Annotated in this window: 15 protein-coding genes; 4 read left to right on the top strand and 11 right to left on the bottom strand. The window is 43.8% G+C overall.

Translation table 11 applies throughout. The annotated features are described in order from the left end of the window. The first annotated feature begins 2 nt into the window (after nt 1-2). Nucleotides 3-740 carry a bis(5'-nucleosyl)-tetraphosphatase PrpE gene (prpE, locus tag QMA01_RS01520; RefSeq protein WP_290214173.1) on the top strand — a complete coding sequence of 246 codons (738 nt, stop codon included), beginning with the start codon at nt 3-5 and terminating at the stop codon, nt 738-740. Here the strand turns inward: prpE and QMA01_RS01515 are convergent. From QMA01_RS01515 to QMA01_RS01500, 4 genes are read right to left on the bottom strand one after another with little or no spacing between them, the layout of a single operon-like run. Beyond that, complete coding sequence (locus QMA01_RS01515) at nt 737-1,612, bottom strand: RluA family pseudouridine synthase (RefSeq protein WP_290214643.1); 876 nt, start codon at nt 1,610-1,612, stop codon at nt 737-739. The genes prpE and QMA01_RS01515 overlap by 4 nt on opposite strands. Nucleotides 1,613-1,617: 5 nt before the next feature. Continuing rightward, on the bottom strand, nt 1,618-2,424 hold the full coding sequence (locus QMA01_RS01510; protein WP_191713883.1) for an NAD kinase: 807 nt from the start codon (nt 2,422-2,424) through the stop codon (nt 1,618-1,620). After that, on the bottom strand, nt 2,421-3,098 hold the full coding sequence (yjbM, locus tag QMA01_RS01505; RefSeq protein ID WP_191713882.1) for a GTP diphosphokinase: 678 nt from the start codon (nt 3,096-3,098) through the stop codon (nt 2,421-2,423). Before yjbM ends, QMA01_RS01510 begins: the two co-directional genes overlap by 4 nt. 22 nt (nt 3,099-3,120) lie before the next feature. Further along, nucleotides 3,121-3,516 carry a UPF0738 family protein gene (locus QMA01_RS01500; RefSeq protein WP_290214172.1) on the bottom strand — a complete coding sequence of 132 codons (396 nt, stop codon included), beginning with the start codon at nt 3,514-3,516 and terminating at the stop codon, nt 3,121-3,123. Nucleotides 3,517-3,621: 105 nt separating this feature from the next. On the opposite strand from QMA01_RS01500, the gene QMA01_RS01495 reads away from it, so the two are divergent. The 3 genes from QMA01_RS01495 to QMA01_RS01485 all read left to right on the top strand — a co-directional run bounded on the left by QMA01_RS01495 (nt 3,622) and on the right by QMA01_RS01485 (nt 5,506). Continuing rightward, complete coding sequence (locus QMA01_RS01495) at nt 3,622-4,212, top strand: CYTH domain-containing protein (protein WP_290214171.1); 591 nt, start codon at nt 3,622-3,624, stop codon at nt 4,210-4,212. Between the two features lie 101 nt (nt 4,213-4,313). Then, nucleotides 4,314-4,712, top strand: a complete 399-nt coding sequence (locus QMA01_RS01490; protein ID WP_191714486.1) for a globin domain-containing protein — start codon at nt 4,314-4,316, stop codon at nt 4,710-4,712. Continuing rightward, nucleotides 4,709-5,506, top strand: coding sequence for a ClpXP adapter SpxH family protein (locus tag QMA01_RS01485; protein ID WP_191713879.1), 798 nt, complete (start codon nt 4,709-4,711; stop codon nt 5,504-5,506). The genes QMA01_RS01490 and QMA01_RS01485 overlap by 4 nt, the downstream gene beginning before the upstream one ends. Nucleotides 5,507-5,972: 466 nt before the next feature. On the opposite strand, the gene pepF is transcribed toward QMA01_RS01485, so the two are convergent. From pepF to QMA01_RS01450, 7 genes are all read right to left on the bottom strand, one after another. Beyond that, the gene (gene pepF / locus QMA01_RS01480; RefSeq protein WP_290214170.1) at nt 5,973-7,781 is read right to left on the bottom strand and encodes an oligoendopeptidase F; all 1,809 of its coding nucleotides are present in this window, start codon (nt 7,779-7,781) and stop codon (nt 5,973-5,975) included. Nucleotides 7,782-7,841: 60 nt separating this feature from the next. Further along, nucleotides 7,842-8,933: a competence protein CoiA gene (locus tag QMA01_RS01475; RefSeq protein WP_290214169.1), complete on the bottom strand. Its 1,092-nt coding sequence runs from the start codon at nt 8,931-8,933 to the stop codon at nt 7,842-7,844. A 70-nt stretch (nt 8,934-9,003) separates the two neighbouring features. Then, nucleotides 9,004-9,660, bottom strand: a complete 657-nt coding sequence (gene mecA / locus QMA01_RS01470) for an adaptor protein MecA (protein WP_191713877.1) — start codon at nt 9,658-9,660, stop codon at nt 9,004-9,006. A 246-nt stretch (nt 9,661-9,906) separates the two neighbouring features. Further along, nucleotides 9,907-10,302, bottom strand: a complete 396-nt coding sequence (gene spxA, locus QMA01_RS01465; protein WP_006829729.1) for a transcriptional regulator SpxA — start codon at nt 10,300-10,302, stop codon at nt 9,907-9,909. A 397-nt stretch (nt 10,303-10,699) separates the two neighbouring features. Continuing rightward, entirely contained in the window at nt 10,700-11,908 is a 1,209-nt protein-coding gene (locus QMA01_RS01460) for a putative glycoside hydrolase (protein ID WP_290214168.1), read from the bottom strand. 278 nt (nt 11,909-12,186) lie between these two features. Then, nucleotides 12,187-13,125, bottom strand: a complete 939-nt coding sequence (locus QMA01_RS01455) for an ABC transporter ATP-binding protein (RefSeq protein ID WP_191713875.1) — start codon at nt 13,123-13,125, stop codon at nt 12,187-12,189. Beyond that, complete coding sequence (locus QMA01_RS01450; protein WP_191713874.1) at nt 13,125-14,180, bottom strand: ABC transporter ATP-binding protein; 1,056 nt, start codon at nt 14,178-14,180, stop codon at nt 13,125-13,127. The genes QMA01_RS01455 and QMA01_RS01450 overlap by 1 nt, the downstream gene beginning before the upstream one ends. Between the last annotated feature and the right edge of the window lie 4 nt (nt 14,181-14,184).

Here is a 14,184-nt window from a genome sequence, read left to right as displayed (position 1 = left end):
ACTTGAAATACGATATCATCGGCGACATCCATGGCTGCTACCAAGAACTATTGCAGCTCGTCGAACGCTTAGGTTACCAGAAACAGGGCGATGTATTCATCCATCCTGAAAACAGAAAGCTGGCGTTTGTCGGTGATGCGATGGACCGTGGACCAGAGTCGTTGAACGTCCTGCGCCTACTGTTCGCCATGCAGGATGAAGGCATCCTTTACTATTCCCCTGGAAATCATTGCAATAAACTTTTCCGTTTTTTCAAAGGGCATAATGTTCAGCTTGCCCATGGACTGGAAATGACTGTCGCCGAATGGGAACAGTTGCCCAAACAGGAAAGGCAGCAGTTCCGGAAACGCTATATCCATTTCTATGAGCAGCTTCCTCATTATCAGCAGCTTGAACATGATTTGATTGTCGCCCACGCGGGTTTAAAGGCTGAAATGATCGGCAAGCCGCTGAGCAAAGGCATCGCGGTTTTTGTGCTGTATGGTGACATCACAGGCAGATTCCATGACGACGGGCGCCCTATCCGGCGCGACTGGGCTAAAACATACAAAGGAACGAAGTGGGTGGTCTATGGCCATACGCCGACCGCTGAACCTTATGTCATCAACCGGACCGTTAATATCGATACCGGCTGTGTGTTCGGCGGTGCCTTGACGGCATTTCGCTATCCCGAAAAAGAAATCGTCTCTGTTCCATCTCAGCAGCCCTACCAACCCGACCGTTTTCACATCTACAATTAAACCAATGCCTGCATGTCCTCATTCAACGAAGAACTGAAAAACAATTTCTCTCCGGAAACCGGATGGATCAATTCCAATTCCGTACAGTGAAGCGCCTGGCGGTCCAACCGTTCCCTTTTGCCGCCGTACAAATCATCTCCAACTAAAGGGTGGGCGATATGGGCTAAATGCACACGGATCTGATGGGTCCTTCCAGTATTCAACTGGAGGCTGATATGCGAATAATCGGGAAGCCTTTTAATCACCCGTACTTCGGTTTCCGCAAATTGCCCGTCTTCACGGACTTCCCGTTCAATGATGCTTGTATTTTTCCGTCCAATCGGAGCCGTTATTGTAAATTCGTCCTTTTCTACAAGCCCATGAACCAAGGCCTCATACCGCCGCTTCATCTTCTTCTCCTGCTGCTGCATGGAGATCATATGATGGATGTGGCGGTTTTTTGCAATACAGACAAGGCCGGACGTATCGCGGTCCAACCGTGTGGCAATGTGCAAAGTCGAAGGGATTCCGTGGTCATTAAAGTGCTTGGCTACAATATTGGCCAGGCTTCCAAAGGGATGCTCGCGAGAAGGAATCGTGTTCTGCAAAGGGGGTTTCTCGACAATCAGCAAAGCATCATCCTCGTAGACAATATCCAGGTTCCCGTCTTCTGCCAGCAGGCCCTTGCCATGTTCTTCGTTCGGAAAAATAACGGTCACCGCATCGCCTTTTTCAAGGGGATGCCTGACCGTTACCTCTGCACCATTCACTAAAATTTGTCCGCCGCCATACTTGACGGAAGCCAACGTTCGTTTGGAGATGCCCCATTCTCCCAATGCTTCACGCAGCAGGCTTTGGCTTTCAGCAGTATACGTCAGTTGAAAAGGTTTCATGGCGTTCAATCTGAAAGCTCGCTGTCAATGAAGGAGTCGTGGACACGCTGCCAGAACGGGAATGAACGGAATCTGGCAAAACGGACTTTTTCGCTGGCCACTTTGTATTCGATTGATTTTACATCTTTATGAAGCAATTGCAGATGGTCAACTGTCACCATGAAATCCGGCGCCTTGACCGGGCGCAACGCACATCTGTGATGCGCAGGCAAAACCAATGGTGAACCGACTGTGCGGAAAACCCGGTTATTGATGGAGGCCATCTCCGTCAATTGCATCGCCTGCAAGGACGGATGGATGATCGCCCCGCCAAGCGCTTTGTTGTAGGCCGTACTGCCAGAAGGCGTCGACATGCACAGGCCGTCTCCTCTGAAACGCTCAAAATGGCTTTCATTCAAAAAGACATCCATCACCAATGTGACATCCGGAGATTTCACAGTTGACTCATTCAACGCCAGATAAACAGCCGGCTCATCGAGGTTCTGATAGTGGATGCTAACCTCAAGCAATGGATATTCGATCACTTCATAATCTTTTTTGGCAATCGATAAAACCAATTTTTCGATTTCGATCGGCTTCCAGTCGGCATAAAAACCAAGATGGCCCGTATGTATCCCGACAAAAGCTACATCCGCCAGTTTTTCACTGTATTTATGGAAGGCGTGAAGAAGCGTGCCGTCTCCACCAATCGATAAGACAACATCCGGTGCCTCTTCGTTCCATTCCATCCCAAAGTCCTCCAGGTAATTCTTTGCAGTGGCCATCAATTCATTGGATAATTTGTCCGTTCTCGATATAATATAAAACTTCATCTTTCAGATCGACCTCCTTCTCTGTCGGTTCGGAAATGGGTTCCAGGCGATTCCTTAAATTCAGTAAAATAAGCTTGAGCTTCCTGAATTTCATCCCGGATTTGCGACATTTCCTCGTCCAATTGAAACGCGGCTTCCGCCGCTCGCTGCAGGCGATTCTTTATCTCTTCCGGAAAAACACCTTTATATTTGTAATTCAAGGAATGCTCAATCGAGGCCCAGAAATTCATCGCTAAAGTACGTATTTGGATTTCAGCCAAAATCAGCTGTTCCCCATCAATGGTCTGGACCGGATATTCTACGATGACATGATAAGACCGGTAACCGCTTTGCTTTTCATTGGAAATATAATCTTTTTCTTCAACAATGCGCAGATCCTTGCGTTGTCTGAGCAGACTGACTACCGTTTCGATGTCACCGACAAATTGGCACATCATCCGGATTCCGGCAATGTCCTGCAACTGGTGGGCCAATTGTTCAGAAGGCTCGAACGGGATGCCTTTTTCCAGCGTCTTGTCATAGATACTCGCTAGAGGCTTGACTCGGCCTGTAACAAACTCGATTGGGGAATTTGTATTGCCATTTTCAAATTGGCTGCGCATTCCTTTAAATTTCACTTTCAATTCATCTACGGCTTGTTTATATGGTGCTAAAAATCGATTCCATTGACCCATTTCCGGTCCTCCTCACTTCTCTTTAAGATCTTGAAGCAAGTGCCTCATGAAATGCCTGTTCAACAGCGATGCGGAACGCTTCACCATAATTGTCATTGCCTTCTATATTCTCCACCAGCATCCATAGTTCGTCGTGGAAATTTGCCAAAGGCATAACTTGCTTGCCCCACGTTAAAAGGGGGACGTTTTTAAACTGAAGCGCTTTAGTCAACGCCGGCCATGTATGTATATCAAATTGAACGTATATATAGTCAGTACCCGTATCCAACAAGTAGACAAACGCCTGGTTGTCGGAATCTGTCAGCATTTGGCCAGAAGCTTCAATTGCTTCGACAGGTTCTGTTTCTTCAATAATGAATTCTATTTCATTGTCGGTAATTTCAGTCCTAGATACAGCTACTAATTTATGCAAATTCATACATCCTCTCTGGCTTCCTGATAATGATATTTTAACACAGCTCTGCCATTCGTTGCAGTTTGCGCTAAACTATCCGATAATGAAGTTACTAGAGAGGTGCATCTTATGACAAAAGAACTTGAAATCGAATTTAAAAACATGCTCACTAAAGAAGAATACATGCGTTTACTGAAGGATTTTTCTGCTTTCCACAACGGGCCTAAAACCCAGCACAACCATTATTTTGACACGCCCGACTTTCAATTGAAGAACAAGCTCGGCGCTCTTCGCATCCGCAATAAACAGGGGCGCTTCGAATGTACGTTAAAGATTCCGGCGCCAGTCGGACATTACGAAATCACTGATAAATTGACCAGAGAACAAGCGCGCCGCATGCTGGAATTAAAGACTTTTGAAGCACCTGAAGTTTCGCTTGCCCTGCAGGAGCTCGATATTCCATTGGCGCAATTAGAATCGATCGGCACATTGACCACTCATCGTGCAGAGTTCGACTATCTGGATGGGCTTCTGGTGATTGACCATTCCGAGTACAACGGCCATGAAGATTTTGAATTGGAATTCGAAGTAGCTGATGCTGAAAATGGCCAAAAACGCTTCTTGGATTTCCTGCAGCAGCAAGACATTCCACAGCGTCCCGCCGACAAGAAAATCGCCCGCTTCATGAATTCTGCTTCTGTCCGTTCTGTTGACAAATAAATTTTATTGCCTAATTTTCCCAACTGTTCAATCGATTTGTTTGAGATATTTGTGCTGCGTTGTTAGAATGAGTTTACAGCTAAAGCAAAGGAGACACGATGATGACTGGAAAACCGATTATTCCGTACGAAGAGATTGGTGCGGAAACATTATCACAGTTAGTCGATGCATTTTATGCTCGCGTAGCGGCACATCCAAAGCTGCAGCCTATTTTTCCAGATGACCTTTCCGAGACCGCCCGTAAACAAAAACAATTCTTAACCCAATATTTAGGTGGACCGAATTTGTATTCAGAAGAACATGGGCATCCGAGACTAAAAGCAAGACATAATCCATTCGCAATAACGCCTGCTAGAGCTCAGGCTTGGCTTGAGTGCATGAGTGAAGCAATGGACGAGGTGGGATTGAGCGGAAAATTCCGTGAAACCTTATACAATCGACTTGTTTTAACTGCACATCACATGATCAATGAGTCTGACAGTGAGGAGGAGTTGGAGTGAGCAATCTAGATTTGGTCCAGGAAATTCGTGAACCTGCGAATTCTTTTAAACCAATGGAGTTGTATGTTTTCGTAGACCCCTTGAACCCAGAATGTTGGGAGCTTCAAGCAGTTATACGGAAACTCCAGATCGAATACGGCCATTACTTTTCTATGCGTATTGTATTGAGTACACAGCTGCTCAATTTAAATAAAGGAACACTTTCATCAAACATCGACACGAACAACTTAACCCATCCTGTTTTGCCGTCTGTGGCGATTAAAGCAGCAGAGCTTCAGGGAAAACGTTCTGGAAACCGATTCCTGCACAAATTGCAGGAGCACTTGTTCCTTCAATCAAAAGATGTTTCTTCATATAATGTTTTACTGGAAATTGCGGAAGAAGCAGAATTGGATCAAGAAGAGTTCAAATTGGACTTCCACTCTGTACATACCGCAAAAGCTTTCCAATGCGACTTACAGATTACACGTGAAATGGAAATCAACGAAGTGCCAAGCATCGTATTTTTCAATGAATGCATTGAAGATGAAGGTGTTAAAGTATCCGGACTTTATTCATACGATGTCTACCAGACAATTTTGCAAGAGATGATGGGTGAAGAAAGCTTAAATCGTCAGTCCCCGCCACCCTTGGATGATCTTTTTACTAAATACTCGACAATGGCCACTAGAGAAATTGCTTCTATTTATAATATTTCCGAACAAACAGCCGAATGCGAACTGAAAAAACAAGTGCTCCAACAAAAACTGGAACGCATCTGCATGGCAAAAGAAACCATATGGAAAGTAAAATAGCCTGCCTCCCCTTTTGGGGGAGACAGGCTATTTTTTTGGCGTCAAGATGGCTATGGAAAGTATATATTCTGTAATAGAAAGTATTTGTGCTGAAACGGAAAGTATTCCGTATTTATTGGAAAGTATTTGGGTTGAATTAGAAAGTATCTGAATCGAATCGAAAGTCTGCCCAATAAAGATGCGAAAAAGCGAAAGGCGCCTTCCACGTCCGGAAGGCGCCTTTCTATATTACACAAAGGGGATGGGAGAAATGTTCACGCTCAAACAAAGGGGTGTATGTTTGTATGTGATTTATTTCACAACCTAATCTTAGCACGGCATAATAGTTAATGCAATAATTCACAAAGACTTTCACAAATTTGTCATAAACGAGCTGTGTATTATCCAATGTCTGTTTGAACTTAACTATTGTGTAATAACAAATAGAAAAGAGAAACTAACTAATATCGTTAGTTTCTCTTCCTTCTTATTTATTCAACAATAGTTTCTCAAGCTCATTAAGTTTTTGTTCGAACACTTTGCAGGCTTCTTCAACGGCTTTTGATTGTGTCATATCGACACCGGCTTTTTTCAGCACTTCAATCGGATAATCCGAGCTGCCGGCTTTCAGGAATTCATTGATATAGCGGCCGACAGCGGGTTGTCCTTCTTCTAGGATCCCTTTGCTCAAGGCAGTTGCTGCACTGAAGCCTGTCGCATATTGGAACACATAGTAATTATAGTAGAAATGCGGGATTCTCGCCCACTCCAAACCGATTTCTTCATCGACTGCTACATCCGGTCCGAAATATTTCTGATTCAGTTCATAATAAACTTCTGTCAGGCGGTCTGCAGTCAGCGCTTCGCCATCCTGATCCATTTTGTGCATCATATGCTCGAATTCAGCAAACATGGTTTGGCGGAACACCGTCCCACGGAATCCATCCAACCAGTGGTTCAGCAGATAGATGCGTTCCTGATCATCTTCAGTGGCGTTGACCATGTATTCATTCAAAAGGGCTTCGTTGGTGGTAGAAGCCACTTCTGCCACGAAAATTGAATAATCGCCGTAAATATACGGCTGATTGGCGCGCGTATAATAACTGTGGACACTATGGCCGAACTCATGCGCCAATGTGAACAGGTTATCGACGTTGTCCTGCCAGTTCATCAGGATATACGGGTTTGTTCCATAAGTACCCGAAGAATAGGCTCCACTGCGCTTGCCTTTGTTTTCCTTGACGTCCACCCAGCGATTATCGATGCCTTCTTTGACGATGCCAACATATTCTTCTCCAAGTGCTTCAAGGCCTTTAAGCATGATGCCAGTGGCTTTTTCGTATGGAATCTCCATTTTCACTTCTTTGACCAATGGCGTATGCATATCCCACATATGAACCTTATCGATGCCAAGCACTTCTTTGCGCAGGGCAGCGTAACGGTGCAAGAGGTGAAGGTTATTATTGATGGTCTCCACCAGATTATCGTAAACCGCTTCCGGAATATGGTCATCAGCTAAAGCTGCCTGGCGAGCCGATTCGAATTTACGGATCCGCGCATTGACGTTATCACGCTTAATATTGCCTGAAAGTGTAGAAGCGAACGTATTGCGGAATTTGCCATATGTCGCATAAACGGCTTTAAATGCATCTTCCCGCACACGGCGGTCTTTGCTTTCAAGGAAGCGAATATAGTTGCCATGTGTAATCTGTACTTTTTCGCCCGATTCATCTTCAATTTCCGGGAATTCAAGATCTGCATTATTCAGCATGCCGAACGTTTCGGAAGAAGCACGGCTTACTTCAGACATTTGGGCAAGCAGGGATTCCTGTTCTGCCGGTAAGACATGAGGACGCAATGAATTTAATTCTTCGAGTGCTTGTTTGTATAAACTCAAGCCTTCATGGTTTTCAACATAGTCATTTAAGACGGATTCCTCCAGCGCCAAAATTTCCGGTGTCAGGAAGGACAAGCCCGCTGATACTTTCGCAAACAAAGACTTTACGCGGCTATCCAACGCCTGATATTTTGAATTGGTGGTGTCTTGGTCATAGCGCATATGGGAATACGTGTAAAGGCGTCTTAAGCGTTCAGTCAACTCATCTTTATAGACCAGCACCTCATAGAGCGCTTCCGCATTTTCCTGCAATTTCCCTTGATAGGATTCGGCTTTATCTCCAAGAGCTGCAACTTCTACAAACTCTTTTTCCCACAGCTCGTCGGTTTCAAATATATCTTCCAATCTCCACGTCAGTTCTGTTGGTATTTCTTCTCTTGCCAATACTTTCTCAACCATTTAATTTCCTCCTCTGTCCCACTCTTTCGGGAATCGAACTACACCTTATTTTCTCAATTTTCACAAGGTTTTGCAATAGTTATGGTAGACGATATCCAAAAGACTGTTATCAGTCAAGGCACTTCCTCCAAAAGACAGAAAACAGGAAAGGTAATCTTCCAAAACTGCTGCTGCCTGTCCTTCTTGCGTACCGGCACTCAATGTCAGTTTGCCCGAACGGATCAAGTCACGAAGCGGAATCTTTTTTTCCTGTGCAGCCACAGCATGCAATTGCCACAACACTACAGGTTCTTTGAAACACTGGGCGCCTCTGACTGGGATACCGATGAACTCTGGTACATTTGCCATATCCATTCGCAACTCGTAGCAAAGACGGCAATAAACGTTTCTAATCCGATTTTCAGCGTACAGCTGATTTCGGATATAGCGCTTTTTTTCAGCCTTAAAAATTTCCATCACTGTTTTGAACTCCGCTTTCGACAGCGGCTTCGGAACTGCAAATGGAAAGACCTGCATAGCAGCTGAAATCGACTTCGTTTTGCCCACCCACCGATTTGAACTGATGAACAATAAATTGGAGTGATAATAAAATCGATTAGCCGGAGGGAAAAACAAAAGAATGAAAGGAAGCGCTCCCCTTTTCTGCTGCATGGCAATTTCGTGGGATTTCAATCGCAACAAGCCGATTCCTTCATTGCAGGGCTCTTGTAAGCCTTTAATCCATATGTCCTTGATGTCTAATCGCCGATAGCCTTGCGAGCGCTGCTGGAGGTCCTCAGGTGATATGGTGCTGCATTGGAACTCAATGGCATATTGGCCATCTACCAGAAGATCTGCACGCTGCCGGATTTCAGGCAAGTAGTTTTCCAGATTGACTTTAAAGTTCCGCTGTTTGAAGAATTGATGGAGAAGGAGTTTTCCTTGAAGGTGTAAAGATGATTCAGGTTCGCTGTAGTGGTCGCAGCCTGAAAGAGTCCGATGGGCAAAATGAGGGATGTTGATTACGCCAATTTTTAAAAGCAATGGAGCTTGGCAGGATGGGCAAAAGAATCGACGCTGGGTGCGAATGTACTGAAGTTCATGCCTATCGTGTTGTCCGGTCAAATAAAACAATTCCTGTTGTTCTGTTTTAGCCACTAATATATCAATCACTCTCCTTTTTTCCATTCTATGGAATCCAGCCTATTTTGGCAATAAAAAAAGACCTCCTGTAAAGGAGGCCTTAGCCAAAGTAATGCAGTACATTTGAGAGCGCGTCTTCTTTGAAGATGGGCTTGCCGTATTCTTCAAGTCGGTGAACTGTAACAGGTGATATGCGCAAATACTCTGTGATGATGCTGACATTGTTTTTGATATCTTCTTCAGAATGAAGAATTTCATCAAAACTTGTGTAAAGGTAGTATTTGTTCTCAAAGTGATAAACCGCAGATTCAATCGGCACATACATCAAGCGCCGTGCAATTGGCAATAGTTCTTCCACTTCTGAGAAGACAAATGTATATTCAAGTTTCTTAATATCGGGTTCATCAAAAACCGGTTCGAATTCATCAAATTCGGGAGTCACCGCATCTTCACTTGCAAACATTTTGCGGCGTTCCTCTATGTCATCAGGCAAATCAAGCTTTTGCCCATCTTTAGTCAATTGAGCACGTGTTACTGTGACTTCGAGTCCTTTATCCATCGCTTGGACTTGGATCCACAGAGGGCCTTCCATTACGAAATCGGCTTCTTCATTAACTTCATCCATCATTTCCCAAAAAAGTTCTTCGCTCTTATCTCTGTTAAACCAGATTTCGTCACGGCTAAACCCTCGCTCTTCAACGTCGAGATAGGAAATGTAAAATTTAACTGTGTTGTCGTTAATGCGTTCTATTTCCATTTTACACCTCTCCTTTACGGTTTGGACTAAGAGAACCTTCCTCCGAGCCGTGCTTGTGTTGCTTCTAATAAGTATAACTTCTTTTGCAAGCAAAGAAAAAGTTTATGCCTATCTTCCAAAGACAAGTTACAAGTACATAGAGTTTAAATCACTTAACTGATTTATGCAACTAATTAAAATAAAGAAAAGCTGCCCCAGGATCTATTATGAAATACCATAAAGACCGGACAGCTGATGTGCTTATTGTTAGTTTACCATTCGCTGAGCTTCAAGCAGTTGATAAGCTCTAACTTTACGCGGTAGGAATCGACGGATTTCATCTTCGTTATAGCCGACTTGCAGACGCTTTTCATCCATGATGATCGGACGGCGCAGCAATCCTGGATGTTCCTGAATTAATTCGTATAAACGCTGAAGTGGTAAACTTTCAACATCTACATTCAATTTTTGGAATATTTTAGAACGGGTTGAGATGATTTCATCTGTACCGTCTTCAGTCATACGTAAGATTTCTTTGATTTCACTGATTGTCAAAGGTTCAGAGAAAATGTTGCGTTCTGTATATGGAATTTCGTGTTCCTCAAGCCAAGCTTTTGCTTTTCTGCAAGATGTGCAGCTCGGGGACGTGAATAATGTAACCATCATAATGGAGCACTTCCTTTCGGATTCATGAAAATTTAGTGTGGTTCATTTTTCAAATTAGAATCATTATAGTTTAGAGGCTCTACATTCATTATACAATGTATGGGATGAATTTAATAGTGTATTTCAGTAAAAAAATTAAATTTCAAGCTTTTTGTCACATATTCGCTATACATTCTTTATACTTGTAAGCTTGTATATTTAAATTTACCCCATTTTCTTTTGTCGTAAACTTCCAAACTAAAATTTTTTATTCTCAGTTACAGCTTCTTTTTGAAAATCGATTCTAGTATATATTACGTTTCAAACTGAAAATAGTTCCATCTAAATTTATGATTGCTATAAGATATTTTTATTTCCTTAGCCAAACACCCTATTCACAATCCCACGAACCAGCTTAAGGCGTATAATCCACACCTTTAGAATAAGTATTCCCTGCATTCCAAAGAAGAAACTCTTCAATTCCATTATCGTTCAACGCCTTGATCTGAGCTTCCACTTCTGCTTTTCCATACCGCAGATAGTTGCCTGATCCAAGATAGCTGGCGGTGAAATCCTGAAGCCAAGGCCTCGAAACTGGCGGATTTTCCAAAGCACCCAACACCTGGTTTTCCACCTTGGCATATTCCGCAACCAGATTATAAGGTTCGAGATCCGGCTTGGCAATTCCAAAGTAAGAGGTCCAGTGGCTTGGATAAATCATCGATGAGATGACATCCACATTCTCAGAAATCTTGGAAAAGTTCTGGCCGATGCCTGGAGCTTCCGGCAGTGTTGCCGCATAGCCGAAAATATCGACCGATACATCCACTTCATACGGTTCTAATTGTTCTTTTGCATAGGCAACAAAATCCGTTACCGCCTCTACTCGCCGCTGTATCGGATCAGCATCAGAGTTTGCGTAATCCCCGAGCGAATAGCTGAGATCATCAGCACGGTGTTCAAATCCTTCCGGAAAACGGACATAGTCGAATTGAATTTCCTTAAAACCAAGCTTAGCGGCTTCGATAGCAATTTGGACATTGTAGTCCCACACTTCTTTCAAGAATGGATTGACGAATGATTCTCCGCGATTATTTTTCCAGACCTGTTCTCCATCCATAAATGTCAGCTCAGGCTGCTGTTCCGCCAGTACGGTATCTTTAAATACCACCACGCGAGCGATAGGATAGATTTCTTTTTCTTCCAGCTGCTCCAGCATAGCTCTTGGGTTTTTAATCAAAGGCTGGCCCAATCCAAGTTCCGCCAGTGCTGAGCCGTCTTCCGGTATGTATGTCAAATGGCCAAAATCTTCTTTGATATCGATGACCATGGCATTCAATTCTGTTTGCTCCACCAGTTCAACCAGTGATCCAAACCGCTCCCCGCCTGCAGAATGAGCTGTTACAAAAATCCCCCGAACGGCATCCGGATAGGCAAATTCGAGGCCTGAATCAAATTTAAACAACTGGGAAGCTGCCAAAACACTCGAATCAAGTTCTATTGTATTGTATGTACGCGGTGTAAAATCCGGTGTTTCGCTTTCTTCAGCTGCATAAACGTTGTCAACACTTGCCAATAAAACGCCTGCTGTAAGAATTACTGCTGTCTTCAATGATTTCGCCATCTTCTTGCACCCCTTATTCCACTTTTACGCCAAGTTATTTATACTTGCTTACCCGCCTTCTAATTTGATCAATCACCTAAATCGGCTCCTTAGCTCAGAGCCCTCCTTATATGAATAAACTTTAATATCCAGTGTTATTCCATTCTAACATTTATCTGACTAATTGAAATAAGAAATCATCCGCCTGGATGCAGCTATTGATAACTCTTTCACTATGCCAGCCAATAGATTGTTCCCAAAAAAAAAAGAACGATGCCCATTAGGACATCGTTTTGCTGTTACTTCGACACTGATGCTGATTTAATCGATTCGAATTCACGTTCTGAGCATTGAACAAAATGGCCAGGACTGATTTCTCTCATACGCACGTCATCAGCTTCTGTGTATTTATGGATGGCCGGATCGTAGGACTTGCGGATCCGGTTGCGTTCATAGTTGGGGTCAGGCAATGGAATAGCTGACAACAGTGATTGCGTATAAGGATGCAACGGATTATTGTACAACTCCTCTGCAGGAGCCAACTCCACCAATTTTCCGAAATACATGACACCAATGCGATCAGAAATGTACTTGACCATCGATAAATCGTGGGCAATAAACAAGAACGTCAACCCTTTTTCCTGTTGAAGTTCTTTCAATAAGTTGACGACCTGAGCTTGGATGGATACATCCAATGCAGAGATCGGCTCATCCGCAATGATGAAATCCGGATCTACTGCCAAAGCACGGGCTATGCCAAGACGCTGGCGCTGTCCACCCGAGAATTCATGCGGGTAACGGTTAGCGTGCTCTTTGTTCAAACCAACAGTTTCCAACAAATCGTAAACCATTTTTTTCCGTTCAGTCGAGTTTTTCGCCAAACCATGGATATCGATGCCTTCAGCAATGATATCCATAACTTTCATACGCTGATTTAACGAAGCATAGGGATCCTGGAAAATCATCTGCATTTTACGGTTGAATTTCTTCAAGTCCTGCTTGGACTTTTTGCCATGGACATTCTCACCTTCATAGAAGACATCCCCATCTGTTGCATCATATAAACGGATGATGGAACGGCCAGTAGTCGATTTCCCACAACCTGACTCTCCAACCAATCCGAGGGTCTCACCTTTGTAAATATCAAAGCTGATGTCATCTACTGCGCGGACTTCATTGGCTTTGCCGATGTTGAAATATTGTTTCAGGTTTTTGATTTCCAGTAATTTTTCAGCCATTACACCGCGCCCCCTTCATAATATCTGCTTCCTGGGAATTTCTTCATTCGTTCAATGACAGTTAAAGGCGGTTCTACCTGCGGCGCATCCGGATGCAACAACCAAGTGGCAGCTGAATGCGTATCGCTGACTTTAAAGAAAGGAGGGTTTTGCTCCATATCAATTTTCAGAGCGTATTCGCTGCGAAGCGCGAAAGCATCTCCTTTTGGCGGATCCAATAAATCAGGTGGCGTTCCTGGAATTGCATACAACTTGGCATCCTCCGTGTCCAATGAAGGCATGGAGCTCAATAAGCCCCATGTATAAGGATGCTGCGGGTTATAGAAAATTTCATCGACTGTACCGATTTCGACGATTTTCCCGCCGTACATAACCGCCACACGATCAGCTACGTTCGCCACAACTCCAAGGTCATGGGTAATGAAAATGATTGATGTATCGATTTTCTTCTGCAGATCTTTCATCAATTCCAGAATCTGCGCTTGGATTGTCACATCAAGTGCTGTTGTCGGCTCATCCGCAATCAGGATCTTCGGATTGCAGGCGAGTGAGATGGCGATAACAATACGCTGGCGCTGTCCACCTGAGAATTGGTGCGGATATTGCTTCATCCGCAATTCAGGTTTCGGCATACCGACCATGCGCAATAAATCGATCGCTACTTTTTTTGCTTCATTTTTGCTGATCTTTTGATGCTTCAGCAAAGGTTCTGTCAGCTGCCGGCCGATTGGCATTGTCGGATTCAAGGAAGTCATTGGATCCTGGAAAATCATCGAAATTTCTTTTCCGCGGATTTTCTGCATTTCTTTATCGCTCAACTTCGTCAAATCACGGCCGCCAAATAGAATTTCGCCATTTTTGAACTCAGCGGAACTTTCAGGCAGCAAACGCATAATCGATTTCGTCGTTACAGATTTGCCTGAACCCGACTCCCCTACGATTGCCAACGTTTCACCTTTATTTAGATCAAAGTTAACCCCGCGTATCGCTTTAACTTCCCCGCCTTGGGTGTTAAAGGAAAGCTCAAGGTTTTTCACTTGTAAAATTTTCTCCATTTTA

The organism is Planococcus notacanthi, from assembly GCF_030407825.1.
In the GTDB taxonomy this organism is placed as follows: Bacteria; Bacillota; Bacilli; order Bacillales_A; family Planococcaceae; genus Planococcus; species Planococcus notacanthi.
The sequence above is the reverse complement of the archived record's forward strand: the minus strand, read 5'-3'. Positions and strand labels throughout refer to the sequence as shown.

What these genes read in the sequence shown, in the direction of transcription:
- QMA01_RS01515 (WP_290214643.1), bottom strand. Translation starts at nt 1,612, where the DNA reads ATGAAACCTTTTCAACTGACGTATACTGCTGAAAGCCAAAGCCTGCTG.
- QMA01_RS01510 (WP_191713883.1), bottom strand. Translation starts at nt 2,424, where the DNA reads ATGAAGTTTTATATTATATCGAGAACGGACAAATTATCCAATGAATTG.
- yjbM (WP_191713882.1), bottom strand. Translation starts at nt 3,098, where the DNA reads ATGGGTCAATGGAATCGATTTTTAGCACCATATAAACAAGCCGTAGAT.
- QMA01_RS01500 (WP_290214172.1), bottom strand. Translation starts at nt 3,516, where the DNA reads ATGAATTTGCATAAATTAGTAGCTGTATCTAGGACTGAAATTACCGAC.
- QMA01_RS01495 (WP_290214171.1), top strand. Translation starts at nt 3,622, where the DNA reads ATGACAAAAGAACTTGAAATCGAATTTAAAAACATGCTCACTAAAGAA.
- QMA01_RS01490 (WP_191714486.1), top strand. Translation starts at nt 4,314, where the DNA reads ATGACTGGAAAACCGATTATTCCGTACGAAGAGATTGGTGCGGAAACA.
- pepF (WP_290214170.1), bottom strand. Translation starts at nt 7,781, where the DNA reads ATGGTTGAGAAAGTATTGGCAAGAGAAGAAATACCAACAGAACTGACG.
- mecA (WP_191713877.1), bottom strand. Translation starts at nt 9,660, where the DNA reads ATGGAAATAGAACGCATTAACGACAACACAGTTAAATTTTACATTTCC.
- spxA (WP_006829729.1), bottom strand. Translation starts at nt 10,302, where the DNA reads ATGGTTACATTATTCACGTCCCCGAGCTGCACATCTTGCAGAAAAGCA.
- QMA01_RS01460 (WP_290214168.1), bottom strand. Translation starts at nt 11,908, where the DNA reads ATGGCGAAATCATTGAAGACAGCAGTAATTCTTACAGCAGGCGTTTTA.
- QMA01_RS01455 (WP_191713875.1), bottom strand. Translation starts at nt 13,125, where the DNA reads ATGGCTGAAAAATTACTGGAAATCAAAAACCTGAAACAATATTTCAAC.
- QMA01_RS01450 (WP_191713874.1), bottom strand. Translation starts at nt 14,180, where the DNA reads ATGGAGAAAATTTTACAAGTGAAAAACCTTGAGCTTTCCTTTAACACC.